This is a genomic window from Dokdonia sp. MED134 (assembly GCF_000152925.2).
Lineage (GTDB): Bacteria > Bacteroidota > Bacteroidia > Flavobacteriales > Flavobacteriaceae > Dokdonia.
Map to the genome: position 1 here is coordinate 1,068,308 of NZ_CP009301.1, position 19,101 is coordinate 1,087,408.

Genomic DNA, 19,101 nt, shown 5'->3' on the forward strand with positions numbered 1-19,101 from the left:
ATTATAAAAAAGGAGAGGTTATCTTAGTATAACTTCTCCTTTTTTTTTTGCGCTTTCGCGAAAGCGTAAACACTCTAATTGTAAAATTTATTGGAATACATATGTATTTCATCGATGATAAAATGCACCTTATCTAAAATAAACAAGTATAAATTAAGTGGTAATTTCTCAAAAAACATCGATGAAATACACAAATTATAGTTGAATTACGCAATTTTAACACTTTTTAACTGTTTTAATGATGAAAATTAGTAATTTAGCGATCCCAACTATTTTTAAAGATCCTAAGGCCCCTTTAAAAGACAATATTGTAAGATGAAAAAAAATACCCTCACAAGCGTTAATACGCTTTTATTTATTGTACTATCCTTAGTATCAATAATGTCTTCATTTGCTTCTGAAGAAACAAAACCAGCCTCTTTTGCTTGTACTGGACCTGTGATAGATGCCTTTCCCTATTTTGAAAGTTGGGAAGCAGCTGCATCTGACTGGACACAGAATACAGATGATAATTTTGACTGGACAAGAGACTCAAATGGAACCCCATCTGGAAACACAGGGCCATCTGTTGCTAGTGAGGGCTTCTTTTATATGTATACCGAATCCTCAAATCCGCAAGTCTTCAATGATACGGCTATTATGACAAGCCCTTGTTTTGATTTTGGAAACTATCAGAATGCTGCACTTACGTTTGACTATCATATGTATGGTGATCTAATGGGAAGACTGAGATTAGAAATTAGTGATGATAATGGGGCCACTTGGACTACACTGTTTGATGAAATAGGAAATAAGGGTGATGTTTGGAACAATGCTTTTATTGATTTAAGTGCTTATGATGGCCAAAACATTCAGTTAAGATTTAATTCAACAAGGGGTTTCAATTTCCGTAGTGATATGGCTGTTGATAATTTTAGGATTACTGCAGATTTGCTTCCTGTACCAGAAATTAACATAACGGGAAATAGTTTTAATATTCTAGATGGTGATATCACACCAAATACTGATGACGGTACAGATTTTGGTGATGTTGTTGTAGGTCTTAACAGTGCGAGTTTTTTTACTATCCAAAACCTGGGCTCACAACCTTTATCACTCACTGATACAGCACCTTATGTCGCTATTACGGGGCCTGATGCTGCATACTTTAGTGTATCTGTTGTTCCAGATCAAACCATTGCTGGTTTTTCTTCAACAACCTTTGCCATACTATATACTCCCCCTGCCGTTGCAACGCATACAGCAACAATAACCATTCTTAATAATGATGCAAATGAGAGTGTATATAACTTTGACATAATTGCAAATGGTGTAGGAGCACAACCAGAAATAGGCATCTCTGGCCTAGGGAATAATATAAATGATGGTGACACAACACCAAGCATATATGATGGGACAGATTTTGGAAATATATTACTCACAGATACAGTTACAAGAACATTTCTTATAGCAAACACAGGAACAGCCGATTTACTACTTACAGATGGATCTCCATATGTAACAATAACAGGATCTCCTTACTTTACACTTACCACAACTCCAAGTGGAACTATCCCATCCAGTGGGGGCTCTACCACTTTTAGTATAACGTATGATCCACTTTTAGTAGGAACACATACGGCTACCGTTACTATTAATAACAATGATTCTAATGAGGGTAGTTACACCTTTGATATAGAAGGTCTTGCAGCTGTAGCCTTATTGCCAGAAATAGATATTACAGGACAAGGTGTAACGATAGTTGATGGTGATCCAACCCCCTCTATTAATGATGACACAGATTTTAATACTATTGAGTTAGGTAACTCCAATGTAAACGATTTTACCATTACAAACTCTGGAACGGGTCCCTTAACATTAACAGGAGGAAGTCCGTATGTAACAATTACTGGTGCAGACGCTGGACAGTTTATACTTGAAACTTTTCCAACTAGTAACACCGTAGTAGCTGGCGAAAGTACCATTTTTCAAATAAGATATAAACCACTAGTTCTGGGTACTCACAATGCTGTAGTAACTGTCACAAGTGATGATACAACTGAAGCAACTTATAATTTTAACATAAGGGGTAATTCTGTCAACCCACTTATACAACAATATACTATTTATAATGAAAATTTTGACGCCTCAGATGGAGGCTGGACAGTTACAAACCCCGGTAATAGAACAGTCTGGACTTACGGCCAGAATGCCGATGAACCTGCAGGTGAAGGGAATTTCTGGTATACAGATAATTATAATAATTACCAGAGAAATAGTGACACCTATGCCATTAGCCCTGTCATAGATTGTTCGGGATACACAGATTTAAAGTTACAACTAGATGTACGCTATGACCTAAACAATGATGTAGATGATGCGATGAATGTAGAATATTCTACTAATGGAGGAACATCTTGGACAATTTTAGGTACAACTGGTGAGGCTACTGAAAACCTTTGGTATAATGAGACAGACGCAGATGGTTTAGGAAACAATGTAGATGGATGGGCCGGTAATAATAGTACGAGTACGGTAACCTCTAAATCTAGATTTTCTAGATCATTTATTAATCTACCTTCAACCTTGTACAATAACCCTCAGGTACGATTTAGAGTGCGTTTTGCATCTGATGGTGATACAACTGTAGATGATGGTGCAAACTTTGATAATGTAATCGTTACTGGAAACCCCTTAACATTACCTACAGATCCAGCCCTAGGTCCCGGTGATGTAGCATCAAATTTAAAATTATGGCTGAAATCTGATGAAGGAATTACTTCTACTAATGGCACCCAGGCTACAACTTGGGAAGACCAAGCGGCAGATAATGATGCCAAGATAAGTAATGAAAATGCACCTATCTTTTTCAACTCTACAGATGAAAATATAAATTACAATCCAGTATTAAAATTTTCAGAAGCAGATAAGACCCAACTCAAAGGAAAGGGAGGTCTTTATAGTACTGATTATTGGGTCGTAATGCAGCAAGAAGGTACTATTAATGGAACTACCACTGGGGTTTATGAGGGCATTTTAGCAGGTCGTGCCGGGGATACTCAGTTCTCTGAAGATGGAAGTGGCTTTTGGACGGGTAAAATTTCCCTAAGATTTAATGGCACTGACAATATGCTTTCGCATATGATAGGTACAACACCAGGAACAGTTACCGCAAGTACAAGGGAATCTTATGGAAGGGCTTATTCCAGTCCTACAGATTCTTATACAAATGAAGTAATTATCATTAATGTGAAAGCAAATAATGCAGGCGATGTTACTGAAATTTATAAAAATGGTATTAAAGTAGATAATGTTACTGCTAGATCTTCAAGCAGTCTTGAAGATCTTCCCTATGCTGAATTAACTAATTCACCTTTTGCTCTTGGAGTTAGTAGAGCTGGTTTAAACAGAAATGATATCTCTACTTGGATGAATGGAAAAATAACAGAAGTTATTAGTTTTTCTACTCCTAACTCTACATATGATCAAAAAAGAATACAATCATACTTAGCAATAAAAAATGGAGTTACATTACATAATTACACTAGTACCACAATTTCTAGGGAGGGTGACGAAAACTACATAGATACAGATGGAAACATTATATGGAATACTGCACTGCACACTGGCTTTAATTTTGATATAGCTGGTATAGGTAGAGATGATGCATCTGGATTAACTCAAAATCAATCAATAAGTAGTAATTCTGACACTATTTTATCTATAGGCATAGAAGATTTATATGCTACAAACTCAGATAATGTTGCCGCAAATCCAACAGGAATAGCAGATAAAAACTTTCTTATGTGGGGTAACGATAATCGCTCCCTCGCAGCTGCATCTCCAATTTCTGTTGATCTTAGTAATGGGATTGCTGGACTATCTACCTTGGTAGATTTTACCTCTGTGAGAAAAACGTGGAAAGTTGTAGAAACAGGCTCTGTAGGAGATGTGAAAATTTCTATTCCTGAGGTTAGCCTTTCAGCAACATTAACTCCTCCAGGGAACTATTTAATGTTTGTATCTGACACACCTTCATTTAGCCCAACATCTGAATATAGAATTTTAGCTATCAATGGAGATAATCTTGAGACGACTTACGATTTTGATGGTACTAAATATATAACCTTCGGTTATGCTCCAGAATACTACTATGAACGTTCTATCACCTTTGATGGAGTACAAAATTATATGGATGCAGAAGATGTTGCAGATCTGTCAGGACCTTTTACTATATCCGCTTGGGTAAAAAGAGGACCCAACTCCGGTAACAGAGAGATTATTTCAAAAAGTAATACTTCTTTAACAGAAGGTTATTCTCTAGGTTTAGATGGAGCTTTCATACCACGTATATTGTGGGAAGATACAGGTGGCACAACTCGCGTGCATAATGCTTCTACAGCACTCCCTCAAGATGAATGGCACCATATAGCAGTAATCTACAATGGTACTAGAGTTACATTTTATATAGATGGAGTTGAAGATACAGGTCGTAATTTACCATCACCTGTTGCTTCAAATCAACATCTCCTTATAGCGGCTACAGACCACGCAAGTCCTTCAAACTTTTTTGATGGAACCATAGACGAAGTAAGGATATGGAATGATGACCTTACGCAACAGCAATTACAGTTCATTATGAACCAAGAAATTGAAAGGTTTACAGATGCCTCTGTAGTAGGGAAAATTATACCTCAAAATATTTCTAAAAATGAAGTAGCTACTATTCCTTGGAGTAACCTAGAATTATACCTACCTATGAATAGGTACACGTTTACAAATGTTAAAGATGAGTCTGACAACAACCACGTGGCTGCTATAAAAAATCTAGAAACTGTAGATTTTCAAACAGCTCCTCTACCATATGTTTCTGAAACTAATGGGGACTGGACTAATAGCAACACTTGGGAGAATGGTAGTACACAACAGATACCTGGCGCTGTTTCCATAGTAGATTCTAATGAGACTATAGACTGGAACATTGTTCAAACTTCACATAATGTAACTACTAATGAAAATAACACAGTCTTAGGCCTAGATGTTATAGCAAATGAATTAAGTATTGAGAACGATAGTAAAATTGAAGTCTCTCACTATTTAAAACTAGATGGTTTAATGGATTTAGTTGGCGAGTCTCAACTTATCCAAACAGAAAATAGTGACCTTGACTTAGCTAGTTCTGGTAGGCTAGAAAGAGATCAACAAGGAACATCAGACACCTACTCATATAACGTCTGGTCTTCGCCTGTTGGTCTTGTAAATACAAGCACTATAAATCAAGGTCATTCTATTTCTACTATAATGAATGATGGTACAGACCCTAATAGCCCAGCAGCAATGACTTTTGCAACTGGATATAATGGAGCACCAACCTCTCCTGTAACAATAAGTGACTTTTGGTTATTTACATACCGAAACAATCTTGCAAATACCTACAGTGCTTGGGAGCATATAGGTAACGCCGGGAACTTAGTTGCGGGTGATGGATTCACGATGAAGGGACCAGGAACTGGAGCAGTACCAGACCCACAGAACTATACATTTATAGGAAAACCTAATAATGGAACAACAGCACAGCCTATAAACAAAACAATTAATGCAGGTAATCAATATCTTGTTGGTAATCCATTCCCATCGGCTATAGATGCAAATACATTTATAAACGATAACCCTCATCTTACTGGAACCTTACTTTTCTGGGAGCACTGGGGAGGCGGAAGTCACTACCTGTCAGATTATCAAGCAGGGTATGCTTTATATACCTTAAGTGGTGGTACACCAGCAGTAAGCCATCCAGCTGTGAGTCAAACTGGATCTGGAACTAAAACACCAACTCGTTTTATAGCAGTTGGCCAAGGGTTCTTTGTTGAGGCTGTATCAACCGGCACTACTACTTTTAACAACACACAGAGAGCGTTTGCAAAAGAGAGTACTTCTTCTACATTCTTCTTTAATTCTGATCAAGAAGAAGATACAGATGATAGTAACATTGAGGATGCCGTAGTACAAGAAGAAGATCTTAGAGAAAAGTTTAGAATAGGATTTGATTCACCTAGTCAATTCCATAGACAATTGCTTATGACAATTGATGAAAACACAACTTTTGACTATGACAGAGCTTATGATGGTGTTATCACATCAAATCCTACTGAGGATATGACTTGGATGCTCGAAGATGAAATGGCTATCATACTAGGAGTACCTGCTATAGAAAACGATCGTCAATTTCCGGTAAGAGTTACTTTACCTATAGATGGTGAGATATCAATAGGACTAGATGACTTAGAAAATGTTAATACAGATAATGTATCTGTTTATGTTCTTGATGAACTTTTAGGTACTACAACAGAAATTACAAATCTTCAAGACAAGTATACCATAACACTCTCTGCTGGCACTTATGAAGATAGATTTTACATCGTTTTCCAAAGAGCAGAAAGTGAAGACCAAGAGGAAGAAGAAACTACAGATGAAGAAGAGCAAGATCAAACTGATGAGGAAACTACAGAAGATGACGAAGTAGCTCAAGATACAGATGTAGAAGAAGAAGTCGTAATAGAAGACACTTTTGAATCTGACTCTATTAGTGTGTATTTTAATACAGATTCACAAGCAATCATAATTGACAAATCGCAAGATTACGAAATAAAATCGCTGCAGTTGTTCAATATTCTAGGGCAACTTATAAAAGATTGGACTCCAGATAATGAAGCTACACATATAGAACTCCCTGTTCTAGACGTCGCTCCAGGGGCATATATTCTTAATATAGAAAAGCCACAAACTATGGAGACTCAAAAATTAATTATTCACTAGCATTGCTTATATAAGCAAGGTATTATAAAGGCTTCCATCTGGAAGCCTTTATTTTTTTTATGCTGTCTTCATTATTTAACATCTAGCACTCATAAATCTTAGGGTAAAGTTAATTACAGTATATAGATGTTAAATAACATTCATTCGGTAGTCCAAAGATTCTCAACTGGCGTAAAACCATTCAAACCATTGTTAAACTTGAATGAATCCAGATATGAATATAACAACCAATCCATCAAGAGAAATTCCCAAAACTGTATCCCATAATAAAGAACATAACCCACAAAACTCTTTACAGAAAAACTCAAAAAACCCTTGGGGAGTATTTGTACTTCTAGCAACTTTTTTACTTCTAGCCGTTTCGGCATATATCGCATATATGCTTCGTTATGATTTTTCACAATTAGACTTTGAGCGTAAGAGCTCGATAATTGGTTATGGCTTTATGACCTTTGCTTCTACCCTACTCGTTTTTAAAAGTGGCTTCTTTATCTATACTTTATATCACTATTTTAAATACAAACCTGTAGCATCAGTAAGTGATCAAGAGCTACCTACTTGTACAGTTATTGTCCCTGCATACAACGAAGGAAAACAAGTATATGCAACCCTCAAAAGTCTTGCAGCTAGTGATTACCCTATGCACAAACTAGAACTACTTTCTATAGACGATGGTAGTCAAGACGACACTTGGTACTGGATGCAAAAAGCAAAAAAAGAGCTAGGTGATCGAGTTTCTATCTGCCAGCAGCCTAAAAATATGGGGAAACGTCACGCCTTATACAGAGGTTTTAATGAAGGCAAAGGTGACATCTTCATCACAGTAGATAGTGACTCTATAGTAGATGCAAATACCTTAAGACTATTAGTAAGCCCTTTTATAGGTAATAAAAAGTGTGGAGCTGTAGCAGGAAACATACGCGTGCTCAATAAAGAAAGAGCTCTATTACCAAAAATGCTAGATGTGAGCTTCACCCTTAGTTTTGAGTTTGTGAGAAGCGCAGAGAGTAACGTAAATGCAGTATTATGTACACCAGGAGCACTGGCAGCATACAGAAGAGATGCAGTATTTGCTTGCCTAGATGAATGGATTGATCAAAAGTTTATGGGCAAATCTTCAGATATAGGAGAAGACAGAGCGCTTACTAATATGATCTTAAAACAAGGACTGCACGTGCTTTTCCAAAAAAATGCATATGCCTATACTAATGTTCCAGAAAAGTATAAAGGTCTTTATAAAATGTACATAAGATGGGGACGTAGCAACGTAAGAGAAAACCTAGCTATGGCAAAGTATGTGTTTACAAACTTTAGAAAAGAGTCTAAAGTAGGCGCAAGATTGTTATTTGTAAATCAGTTTTTAACTATTTTAATGAGCTACCCGTTTCTTATATTTATGCTCCTATTTGTAGCAACACATCCCATTTTATTTTTAACGTCAACTCTTGTAAGCATTTTAATTGTCACCACCTTTCCCGCATTATTTTATGCAAGAAAGTACACGCCATCTGAATCATTCTGGGCATATACTTACAGTCTTGTCTATACCTTTGGTTTATTCTGGATAACTCCATATGCCATTGCCACCGCAGGTAAAAGCGGCTGGTTAACACGTAGTTTACCACAAGCAGCATAAGTACGATGTATTAAAAAAAGCCCTCATTATTATTAATGAGGGCTTTTTATTTTTATAGATAATTACGCTTTCGCGAAAGCATAACTCAAACCAATAATTGAAACAACTCGGGTTTATCATTAAGATATTCACCAAAGAACTTACGCTTATGCATTCTCTCTACTAGAGATTCCAGATCTTCTGGAGATTTTATCTCAATACCCACAATAGCTGGCCCTTGCTCCCTACTGGTCTTTTTTGAATATTCAAAATAAGTGATATCATCTGTATTACCGAGTACATCTGCCACAAACTCTTTAAGAGCACCCGCTCGCTGCGGGAATTTAATAATAAAGTAATGCTTTAACCCTTGATATAAGAGTGCTCGTTCTTTAATCTCTGGAGTTCTGGTAATGTCATTATTACTACCACTTACTACACAGGCTATATTCTTACCACGTATCTCCTCTTTAAATTGATCTAAAACTGCGAGCGTAAGTGCTCCTGCAGGTTCTACTACAATGGCATCTCTGTTGTAAAGATCTAGTATAGTCTGGCATATTTTACCCTCTGGCACGCTCACAACTTGATCTACTAGCTGCTGGACGATACTAAAGTTGCGCTCCCCTACTCGTTGTACAGCGGCACCATCTACAAACTTGTCTATCTCTGTTAAGGTGATATTCTCTTTTTGTAAAAGAGAATTCATCATCGCAGGTGCTCCTCCAGGCTCTACACCTATAATTTTTGTTTTGGGAGAAAGATGATGAAACACACTAGATAATCCCGCGATAAGGCCACCGCCACCTACTGGTACAAACACATAATCCAGAGGCTTTTCTGACTGAGTTACCATCTCAAGACCTACAGTTGCCTGTCCTTCTATAATTTTTTCATCATCAAAGGGGTGTACAAAGGTTTTGTTTTGCGATATGCAAGCTTCACTTGCTTTTGCATAAGCATCGTCAAAGGTGTCACCAGTGAGTACAACCTCAACCCAAGTGTCACCAAACATTTGTACCTGCTCTACCTTTTGTTTTGGGGTAGTTGCAGGCATATAGATGGTCCCCTTTATATGAAGTTTTGCACAACTTAGGGCTACACCTTGTGCGTGGTTACCAGCGCTTGCACAAACAATACCTGCTTGCTGCTGCTCATCTGTAAGCGTACTTATTTTATTAAACGCACCACGTATTTTATAGCTACGTACCTGTTGTAAGTCCTCTCGCTTTAAAAATACCTCTGCCTTATACCTTTTTGAGTATGTAAAACTGCGCATAAACGGTGTCTTTGAGACCACTTTGCGCACCCTGTTTGCCGCATCTGTTACAGATTTGAGTGTGGGTATGTATGTTTTGAGCGTTTCTTCCATAAGTGTCCACCGCGAGGTGGCAATAAGTACTAGCTTAGAACAGCTTCTTGCTCTTCGGTTTTTACCTTTTTCATTGCAACCATTGCTTTACGTAGGGTTGCTCCTATTTCTTCTACAGGGTGGTTACGTATGGCATCATTTACAGCAATAAGCTCTTGATTATCTACTCCATTATCGTGAGCATAAGCAGCGCCTATAATATCTGTATCTACCGTTTTCATAAAGTCTGTAAGGAGCGGCTTACAAGCGTGATCAAAAAGATAACAACCATACTCTGCCGTGTCAGAAATAATACGATTCATCTCAAAAAGCTTCTTTCTTGCGATGGTATTTGCAATAAGTGGTGTCTCGTGTAGTGACTCATAATAAGCACTTTCTTCTATAATACCTGCTGCTGTCATCGTTTCAAACGCTAGCTCTACACCAGCCTTTACCATTGCTACCATAAGCACACCGTGGTCAAAATACTCTTGCTCACTTATCTCTTGCGATGTGATTTCTTGTTTTTCAAAGTTTGTTTCTCCAGTGGCAGCTCTCCAAGTGTGAAGATTTTTATCATCTGCAGCCCAGTCTTCCATCATAGTTTTTGAGAAGTGACCAGAGATAATATCATCCATATGCTTCTCAAAAAGCGGTCTCATTATATCCTTAAGCTCTTCTGAGAGGTTATATGCTTTAATCTTAGACGGGTTGTCTAGACGATCCATCATATTTGTAATACCACCGTGCTTGAGTGCTTCTGTAATAGTCTCCCAGCCATACTGAATGAGTTTACCTGCATATGCCGGGTCTACACCCTTCTCTACCATTTTATCAAAACAGAGTATCGATCCCGTTTGTAACACACCACATAAGATGGTTTGCTCGCCCATAAGGTCAGACTTTACCTCTGCCACAAAAGAAGATTCTAGTACTCCTGCTCTGTGACCACCTGTAGCCGCTGCATATGCCTTAGCTTGAGCAAGCCCCTTTCCTTCTGGATCATTATCTGGGTGTACTGCAATAAGTGTAGGTACTCCAAAACCTCTTTTATATTCCTCACGTACCTCAGACCCTGGACACTTAGGCGCTACCATAATTACCGTAAGGTCCTCACGTACCTGCATCCCTTCTTCTACAATATTAAAACCGTGCGAGTAGGCAAGTGTTGCTCCTTGCTTCATAAGTGGCATAACTGCTTTTACTACGGCCGTGTGCTGCTTGTCTGGAGTAAGGTTTAAAACTAGATCTGCCTTAGGGATTAATTCTTCATAAGTTCCTACCGTAAAACCATTTGAGGTTGCATTTTTATAAGACTGGCGCTTTTCTGTAATTGCTCCTTCTCTTAATGCATAAGAAATATCACATCCGCTATCTCTCATATTGAGACCTTGGTTAAGTCCTTGTGCACCGCACCCTACAATCACGATTTTCTTATCTGCAATGGCAGCAATACCATCTTCAAACTCACTGGCATCCATAAAGCGGCATTTTCCCAGTTGTGATAATTGATCCCTTAGTGGTAATGTGTTAAAATAATTTTTCATTGTAATTACATTGCGGAGAATTCTTTTTTTGCTTTCGCGAAAGCGGTCTTACCCTCCTAGGTTGTTGGATTAGTTCGTTTATATAAGTTATCTAAGCTTGGTCTTTGCTAAAGGCGACCTCATTGCTCTCTTCTATACGTTGTAATAATGTAGAAATAGGCATCTCTGTTTTTGTGACTGCTATTCTACCAGAGCGTGTAAATTGCATTATCCCAAAAGGTTTAAGCTCTCTATGTACAAGCTCAATCTCTGAGCGTCTTCCTGCTTTTTCAAGCACAAAGAAGTCTTTATTTACAGTCACAATACGCGCCTGACTTTCTTTAATAATATTCTGAATTTGAGGTTCGTCAAAAAGTAAATTTGACTTAATTTTAAATAGCGCACTTTCTGTAAAGACAGTTTCCTCATCTGTATGATAAAATGCCTTTATCACCTCAACTTGACGTTCTATCTGTCCCTGTATTTTTGCCATTTGCTCTTCTGTGACATTTACTACGATGATAAATTTAAACACATCATCTATCTCACTTTCTGAGGCAGAAAGGCTTTCTATATTAATCTTACGGCGCTGAAATATTGCCGAAATACGGTTTAATAACCCAATATTATTTTCGGTATATATGTTTACGGTAAATGTTTTTACTTCACTCATAGGTAACCTGTTTATGTATACTTTGTACTGCTGTATATACTGGTTATTATTCTAATCTTATATCTGATACAGATGCTCCTGTAGGTATCATAGGGAAAACGTTATCTTCCTTCTCTACCATTACTTCTAAGAAGAAACTGTCTTTTGAGGCAATCATCTTCTCTACAGCTGGCCCTAGTTCTTCTCTAGTACTTACCTTCTGGTTATCTATATCATAAGCTTCTGCTATTTTACAGAAGTTAGGATTTTTCATAGTGGTGCTAGCGTATCGCTTATCAAAAAATAGCTGTTGCCACTGGCGCACCATTCCTAAAAATTCATTGTTAAGCACAACTATCTTAACCGGCACCTCTGCCTGAAAGATGACACCTAGCTCTTGTATAGTCATCTGGTAACCACCGTCACCTATAATGGCCACGACTTCTCGCTCTGGCGCTCCCATTTTTGCCCCTATGGCTGCTGGTAATGCAAATCCCATTGTACCTAGCCCTCCAGAAGTGATATTACTCTTAGACTTTTTAAAGTCTGCATAGCGTATACCTACCATCTGGTGCTGTCCTACATCTGTTACAATAATAGCTTCACCATTAGTTTGTTTATTGATAAGGTTTACAACCTCACCCATTGTGAGGCCTTCCTTAGTAGGTAAAATGTCATTCTTTATGACCTTCTCATACTCGATAGCATAGAGATCTTTAAATTTTTGGTGCCACGCCTTATGGCTCTTTTGTTCTATATGAGGTAAGATTTTTGCCAGTGTCTCTTTTGAGTTACCTAGTACTGCAATATCTGCCTTTACATTTTTATTTACCTCTGCCGGGTCGATCTCAAAGTGTATGACCTTAGCTTGCTTTGCATAGGTCGCGAGATTACCCGTAACACGGTCGTCAAAACGCATCCCAATAGCAATAAGAACATCACAATCATTTGTCAACACATTCGGTGCATAATTACCGTGCATACCTACCATACCTACGTTAAGAGGATGCTCTGTAGGAATTGCAGAGACACCTAAAATAGTCCAAGCAGCTGGTATACCAGATTTCTCAACAAAGGCTTTAAACTCATTTTCGGCTTCACCTAGTATCACGCCTTGCCCCCATACTATCATTGGCTTTTTGGCCTCATTTATAAGTTGAGCAGCGCGAGCTATTTCTGTTTCATTAATTGCCGGAGTGGGCGTATAACTGCGTATGTATTCACATTTCGCGTAAGCAAAATCAAACTCTGTAAACTGTGCATCTTTTGTAATATCAATAAGTACGGGTCCTGGTCTTCCAGATCTCGCTATATAAAATGCCTTTGCAAGTACCTCTGGTATCTCCTCTGCCCTGGTTATTTGATGATTCCACTTTGTGACTGGTGTAGAGATACCTATGATATCTGTCTCTTGAAAAGCATCGCTACCCAATAAGTGAGACCCTACTTGACCTGTGATACAAACCATAGGTGTACTGTCTATCTGAGCATCTGCAATACCCGTAATCAAGTTAGTCGCTCCAGGACCAGAAGTGGCAATGGCAACTCCTACTTTACCCGTCGCACGGGCAAATCCCTGTGCAGCGTGTGTCGCTCCTTGCTCGTGTCTGGTAAGCACGTGCTTGATTTTATCTTGATGCTTGTGTAGCTCATCATAAAATGGCATTATAGCTCCGCCAGGATACCCATAAATAAGGTCTGCTCCCTCTGCTACAAGACAGTGTATCAATGCCTCACTACCGCTCATTGTGGTAGTTGTAGTGTCTGATGTATTTTGTGTCTTCACGTCCATAGGTTGTACGCTTTAAATGTTATTTCTATTCTATCACGCTCGCTAGGCGTCTGTTTATTGTGCTTGTGTTGTGCTAGAACTCGTCTGTCACGCATCCCTCACTCGCAGATGAGACCATACGAGCATATTTATAAAGTGAGCCACGTTTTACTTTAAGCTCTGGAGCTACCCAGTTCTTTTTACGTGCTTCTAGTTCGCTCTCACTTATCTCAACATTAATTGTGTTAGTCTCAGCGTTAATCACAATGGTATCTCCATTTTCTATAAGCGCAATCCCACCACCTACTTGAGCCTCTGGAGTAATGTGCCCCACAACAAAGCCGTGTGTACCTCCAGAAAAACGTCCATCTGTAATAAGTGCCACATCCTTACCTAAGCCAGCACCCATAATAGCCGCTGTAGGTTTGAGCATTTCTGGCATACCCGGTCCTCCTTGTGGCCCTTCGTAGCGTATAACTACTACATCACCCTTTTTCACCTCTCCTGCACCTATACCCGCGTTTGCAGCATACTCACCGTTGTAAACTCTTGCGCTTCCGCGAAAATGTAATCCCTCTTTACCTGTAATTTTTGCCACAGATCCTTCACTTGCAATATTTCCATAAAGAATACGAATGTGTCCCGTCTCTTTAATAGGATTCTCAACCGAATGAATAACATCTTGATGTGCCTGAAGATGGTCTACAACTGCTAGATTCTCTGCAATAGTTTTACCAGTTACGGTCATACAGTCACCGTGCAACATACCTTGCTCTAGCATATACTTTAATACGCCCGGCACTCCTCCTACATTATGTAAATCTTCCATAAGGTATTTTCCTGATGGTTTAAGATCTGCTAGAAAAGGTGTGGTGTCGCTTATTTTTTGAAAATCTTCTAGTGTAAATGATACTTGTGCAGCCTTTGCTATAGCGAGAAAGTGCAGCACAGCATTAGTAGATCCTCCAAGTACGGTTACAAGTCTCACCGCATTCTCTAGTGACTTGCGAGTAACAATGTCTGAGGGTTTTATGTCTTTTTCTATTAGGTTTCTTAAAGCAGCTCCTACTCTAGCACACTCCGCAGTTTTATTAGGTGACACTGCAGGGTTAGAACTTGTATAGGGTAAGCTCATCCCTAGTGCCTCAATCGCGCTTGCCATCGTGTTTGCAGTATACATACCACCACACGCACCAGCACCTGGACAGGCTTTTTTTACCACCGTTTTAAACTCTTGCTCTGTAATACTACCAGCTACTTTTTCTCCCCAAGCTTCAAAAGCAGACACTACATCTAGCTTTTTATCTTCGTGAAATCCTGGTGCTATAGTTCCCCCATAGACGAGTATAGATGGTCTATCTAGCCTAAGCTGTGCCATAAGAGCACCCGGCATATTTTTATCACAACCTACCACTGTAACCAGTGCATCATAAGACATAGCTTGTACTACAGTCTCCATTGAGTCTGCAATAATATCTCTACTAGGTAGTGAGTACCGCATACCAGGAGTACCCATTGAGATACCGTCACTTACACCTATGGTATTATAAATAAGACCTACCAGATCAGAAGTTTGTACTCCTTTTTTAATATCTAGTGCAAGGTTATTTAAGTGCATATTACAAGGATTACCCTCATAACCTGTACTTGCAATACCTACAAGTGGCTTTTTAAAATCTTCATCTGTAAGTCCTATAGCGTGCAACATTGCCTGAGCAGCTGGCTGCGTAGGATCTTGAGTTACCGCTTTACTATATTTATTAAGTTCTTTCAATGGTTTGTGGTTTTGACTGGTTAAAATTATTACTCTCTTGCGGCACCTACAGACTCAGTATAAACTACACCCGACAACCAACGTGCACTTAAAACATTTAAAATGCTGCAAATCAGTTTTTTAAATCAATTTAAAATGGAATCCTACCCTAATTCTAGTCTTAGCATTTTTATCATAACGCTAATTATCACAGTATAAACTGTGAGATTTTAAATATTTCATAATCTGAGTTATGTGCTGTGATCTTATTTATCACGTACCATAAAAATTCCTAAAACTTTGTCAATGAAGAAGAGATGCCGTAAAAACAGCTTATTTTTATAGAAAACACACATATTTTGAAAATTCCATCCATTCTTGAAAATCAGCGTGCCTTTTTTGCGACGGGTCAAACTAAGGATATCGCATATAGGAAAGCTGCTTTAGTACGCTTTCGCGAAAGCATAAAAAATCACGAGCAAGATATTATAGATGCACTGGCAGCCGATTTTAAAAAACCAGCATTTGAAACAGTCGCTACCGAGATAAGTGTTGTTATTAAAGAAATAAATCTCGCCATAAAGGAAATCTGGAAATGGCAGATGCCAAAAAAAGTAAAGGCTTCTTTACTTAATTTTCCCTCTAGTGCCGCCGTACATTATGAGCCCTATGGTACTGCATTAATCATTGCTCCTTGGAACTATCCCTTTCAACTTGCCGTAGGACCTATGATAGGCGCTATTGCTGCAGGAAATACAGTAGTCTTAAAACCTAGCGAACTTACACCTAACACGGCAAATCTCTTAGAAAAAATAATTACCGAAGTGTTTGACCCGGCTTATGTAAACATTGTACAAGGTGATAAAGAGGTTGCCCAAGAACTTCTCAAACAACGCTGGGATTACATATTCTTTACTGGTAGTGTACCCGTAGGAAAAATAATTTACAAAGCAGCCGCAGAACATCTTACACCAGTTACCCTAGAACTAGGTGGTAAAAGTCCTTGTGTGGTAGACGAGACAGCGCGTATACAACAAACAGCAAGACGCATTGTATGGGGTAAATTTGTAAATGCAGGACAAACCTGTATTGCTCCAGATTATATACTGGTGCACTCCTCTGTTAAAGATGCTTTGCTCAAAGCTATAGATATAGAAATTACTAAGGCTTATGGAGCAGACCCAAAGATTTCGAAAGATTTTGCTCGCATAATCAATGAGAAAAATTTTGAAAGACTCTCTGAGATGCTTGAGAATGCAACTATTTATAAAGGTGGGCAAACAGATAAAAACGACCTATATATTGCTCCTACTGTACTTAATGATGTGTCTGTAACAGATACTGTAATGCAAGATGAAATCTTTGGCCCTATACTTCCAGTACTTACTTATGATAAAAAGGAAGATATCGCGCTAGTTATCAACGCTATGGAAAAACCGCTGAGTGCGTACGTTTTTTCGCGAAAGCGTTCTTTTAAGAGTTGGTTTAACACAACTTTTTCTTATGGAGGCGGTGCTATGAATGATACACTTATTCATTTTATAAATGACAAGCTCGCCTTTGGTGGTGTGGGACACTCTGGTATAGGTAGCTATCACGGTGAGAAGAGCTTCTACACATTTAGTCACGCAAAGTCTGTGGTAAAAAGAGGCACCTGGCTCGATGTGCCAGTAAGATATGCTCCATATAAGGGTAAATTGAGCCTTCTTAAAAAATTTATGAACTGGCTGTAAAGCTATAAAAATGGGGCATTTACCCCTAGCGAAATGCTCCCCTTCCTGCTATCTTTACGTATGTTTAACTTCCCCCTTATAATCACAGTATTATGGGTAGACCGTCAAAAACAGAACGTTTAAAAAGTGCTAGACCTCTTATTATGCAATCAACATTGACCTTTTGCAAATTAAATTTACAAAAGCTTTATGCACGTAGTAGAAGATTACAACTCACGCACTGGAACGAAGACCAAGATTATGCAGATTATATTAATAATCTATGGGCCACAATGCTCAAGCATAAAGCCCTGAAGGAGGAAGCTTTAAAACTAGAAGAAATGCTAGGTACAGGTGATGCTGTACAAATACTAAGCGATATCGTTATGGAACATCGTCAATCAAGTAACGGACAATAAAACAGTATCGCCTTGTTGTAGCTGTGCAAGAGTATCAATGCTAGGTTGTGCAATCTGAAGAATACGAGGATACCCTCCTGTAGTCTGGCAATCACGCATTAATACTATTATTTTACCTGAGGGAGTGAGTTGCACCGTTCCTGGAATTACAGGGCTCGTCATTATGCCCTCTAGTTTATTATATACTGGCTCTTGGAGCTGGATGGCCATTCTGTTCCAGAGTTTTGAAACGGTAAATGGCTGTTGTAAGAGTTGCTGCTGGTTGTAATCCAGTAATGTATACTCTGGCCCCTTATACGCTTTAATGGTGTGAACCCTACCCGCACTGGCATATGCATATTTATATTTTATATGCGCCCCTTTTGAAATATCATACGTACTAATACCCAACGAGAATGTATCCCCATTTCTAATATGATTATTAGGAGTTATGGGTGTATACCAACTCTTACTGTTAAGAGTGATTGCAGATTCTATACCACCGCCAAAGGCTATATAGCACCTAGTTCCCTGGCTTATTTTTGAGGTAATAAGAGTTTGTGACGCACGTGCGAGAGTTGGTACACCTATTTTTACAGGCTCCCCTTCGAGCGTAGCTTTAACGTGAGCACCTGTAATTACAAAATATGTGTTTTGATAATACTTTATAGTAGGCCCTACTAGCGTGCATTCTAGCATCGCCGCATCTTTAGTATTGTTAAGGAGTGCATTTGCCTGAAAAAAAGAGTGCCTATCCATAGCTCCACTTTCTGGCACCCCCATAGCAGCATAGCCAATACGACCACCATCTTGCACAGTCGTAAAGAAACCTTTATTAATTATCTCTACTCTAGCGTTCATAAACTTTATACTCTTCTAATGTGATTGCATAAAACTTTATGGAGTCTCCAGCTTTAAAAAGTGATTGCGGGTTTTTATTAATATCAAATAATTGAACCGGCGTACTTCCTATTACGTGCCACCCTCCTGGACTTCGTTGAGGGTAAATACCCGTTTGTGTACCACCTATAGCCACACTACCCGGTTGTATAAATTGTGATGGTGTAGCCTTTCTTTCTAAATAAAGTTTACTATCAAGCCCATCTAAATATGGGAATCCTGGTAAAAAGCCTATAAAATATACCGGATATACTGGTGATGTATGTAAGGCTACAACTTGGTCTACTCTAAGGTTTACTTGTGATGCATATTCTTCAAGATCTGGAGCTACTTGACTATTGTAACACACCGGCACTTTATGTAATACTCCATTAACGCCTATACTCTCTATAGATGACTCTAATATTTCTTCTACACTAGCTCTAATGGTGTCATATCGACCTTCTAAAGGTAAAAGAAACTTTACCAATATCTCATTATAGGTAAACACAACCTCAACCGCTGGTAAGGATTGTAGTTGTTCTTTTTTACACACAAGCCATTGTAATAAATCTTGTGAAGGTTTTTCTGCTACTTGTATTAACATAGCATATTCTCCTAGTCTTGATATGGTAAAGTTATACATCAC

At 38.6% G+C, this 19,101-nt stretch carries 11 protein-coding genes; 4 read left to right on the forward strand and 7 right to left on the reverse strand.

Annotated features, from left to right (window positions below; genetic code table 11):
• Positions 1–315: 315 nt before the first annotated feature.
• Entirely contained in the window at positions 316–6,795 is a 6,480-nt protein-coding gene (locus MED134_RS04710; protein WP_021778509.1) for a choice-of-anchor D domain-containing protein, read from the forward strand.
• 202 nt (positions 6,796–6,997) lie between these two features.
• The gene (locus MED134_RS04715; RefSeq protein WP_021778508.1) at positions 6,998–8,431 is read left to right on the forward strand and encodes a glycosyltransferase family 2 protein; all 1,434 of its coding nucleotides are present in this window, start codon (positions 6,998–7,000) and stop codon (positions 8,429–8,431) included.
• 85 nt (positions 8,432–8,516) lie between these two features.
• Here MED134_RS04715 and ilvA read toward each other — a convergent pair whose 3' ends face one another.
• The 5 genes from ilvA to ilvD all read right to left on the reverse strand — a co-directional run bounded on the left by ilvA (position 8,517) and on the right by ilvD (position 15,484).
• A complete protein-coding gene (ilvA, locus tag MED134_RS04720; protein ID WP_021778507.1) occupies positions 8,517–9,782 on the reverse strand; it encodes a threonine ammonia-lyase in 1,266 nt (421 codons plus the stop codon).
• 29 nt (positions 9,783–9,811) lie between these two features.
• Positions 9,812–11,308, reverse strand: coding sequence for a ketol-acid reductoisomerase (gene ilvC, locus MED134_RS04725; protein WP_021778506.1), 1,497 nt, complete (start codon positions 11,306–11,308; stop codon positions 9,812–9,814).
• A 91-nt stretch (positions 11,309–11,399) separates the two neighbouring features.
• Positions 11,400–11,960, reverse strand: coding sequence for an acetolactate synthase small subunit (gene ilvN, locus MED134_RS04730; protein WP_021778505.1), 561 nt, complete (start codon positions 11,958–11,960; stop codon positions 11,400–11,402).
• Between the two features lie 46 nt (positions 11,961–12,006).
• Complete coding sequence (gene ilvB / locus MED134_RS04735; RefSeq protein WP_021778504.1) at positions 12,007–13,731, reverse strand: biosynthetic-type acetolactate synthase large subunit; 1,725 nt, start codon at positions 13,729–13,731, stop codon at positions 12,007–12,009.
• Between the two features lie 73 nt (positions 13,732–13,804).
• Complete coding sequence (gene ilvD / locus MED134_RS04740) at positions 13,805–15,484, reverse strand: dihydroxy-acid dehydratase (RefSeq protein WP_021778503.1); 1,680 nt, start codon at positions 15,482–15,484, stop codon at positions 13,805–13,807.
• 338 nt (positions 15,485–15,822) lie between these two features.
• Between ilvD and MED134_RS04745 the strand changes: the two genes are divergently transcribed.
• Both MED134_RS04745 and MED134_RS04750 read left to right on the forward strand, forming a co-directional pair.
• Positions 15,823–17,196: an aldehyde dehydrogenase gene (locus MED134_RS04745; protein ID WP_021778502.1), complete on the forward strand. Its 1,374-nt coding sequence runs from the start codon at positions 15,823–15,825 to the stop codon at positions 17,194–17,196.
• 143 nt (positions 17,197–17,339) lie between these two features.
• Positions 17,340–17,594, forward strand: a complete 255-nt coding sequence (locus MED134_RS04750) for a hypothetical protein (RefSeq protein ID WP_148305631.1) — start codon at positions 17,340–17,342, stop codon at positions 17,592–17,594.
• Here MED134_RS04750 and MED134_RS04755 read toward each other — a convergent pair.
• Positions 17,577–18,434 carry a biotin-dependent carboxyltransferase family protein gene (locus MED134_RS04755; protein WP_021778500.1) on the reverse strand — a complete coding sequence of 286 codons (858 nt, stop codon included), beginning with the start codon at positions 18,432–18,434 and terminating at the stop codon, positions 17,577–17,579. The genes MED134_RS04750 and MED134_RS04755 overlap by 18 nt on opposite strands.
• Entirely contained in the window at positions 18,424–19,098 is a 675-nt protein-coding gene (gene pxpB, locus MED134_RS04760; protein ID WP_021778499.1) for a 5-oxoprolinase subunit PxpB, read from the reverse strand. The genes MED134_RS04755 and pxpB overlap by 11 nt, the downstream gene beginning before the upstream one ends.
• Positions 19,099–19,101: the final 3 nt, after the last annotated feature.

Bases quoted from the DNA above. Each gene is read 5' to 3' on its own strand.
- MED134_RS04710 (WP_021778509.1), top strand. From the start codon at position 316: ATGAAAAAAAATACCCTCACAAGCGTTAATACGCTTTTATTTATTGTA.
- MED134_RS04715 (WP_021778508.1), top strand. From the start codon at position 6,998: ATGAATCCAGATATGAATATAACAACCAATCCATCAAGAGAAATTCCC.
- ilvA (WP_021778507.1), bottom strand. From the start codon at position 9,782: ATGGAAGAAACGCTCAAAACATACATACCCACACTCAAATCTGTAACA.
- ilvC (WP_021778506.1), bottom strand. From the start codon at position 11,308: ATGAAAAATTATTTTAACACATTACCACTAAGGGATCAATTATCACAA.
- ilvN (WP_021778505.1), bottom strand. From the start codon at position 11,960: ATGAGTGAAGTAAAAACATTTACCGTAAACATATATACCGAAAATAAT.
- ilvB (WP_021778504.1), bottom strand. From the start codon at position 13,731: ATGGACGTGAAGACACAAAATACATCAGACACTACAACTACCACAATG.
- MED134_RS04750 (WP_148305631.1), top strand. From the start codon at position 17,340: ATGCAATCAACATTGACCTTTTGCAAATTAAATTTACAAAAGCTTTAT.
- MED134_RS04755 (WP_021778500.1), bottom strand. From the start codon at position 18,434: ATGAACGCTAGAGTAGAGATAATTAATAAAGGTTTCTTTACGACTGTG.
- pxpB (WP_021778499.1), bottom strand. From the start codon at position 19,098: ATGTATAACTTTACCATATCAAGACTAGGAGAATATGCTATGTTAATA.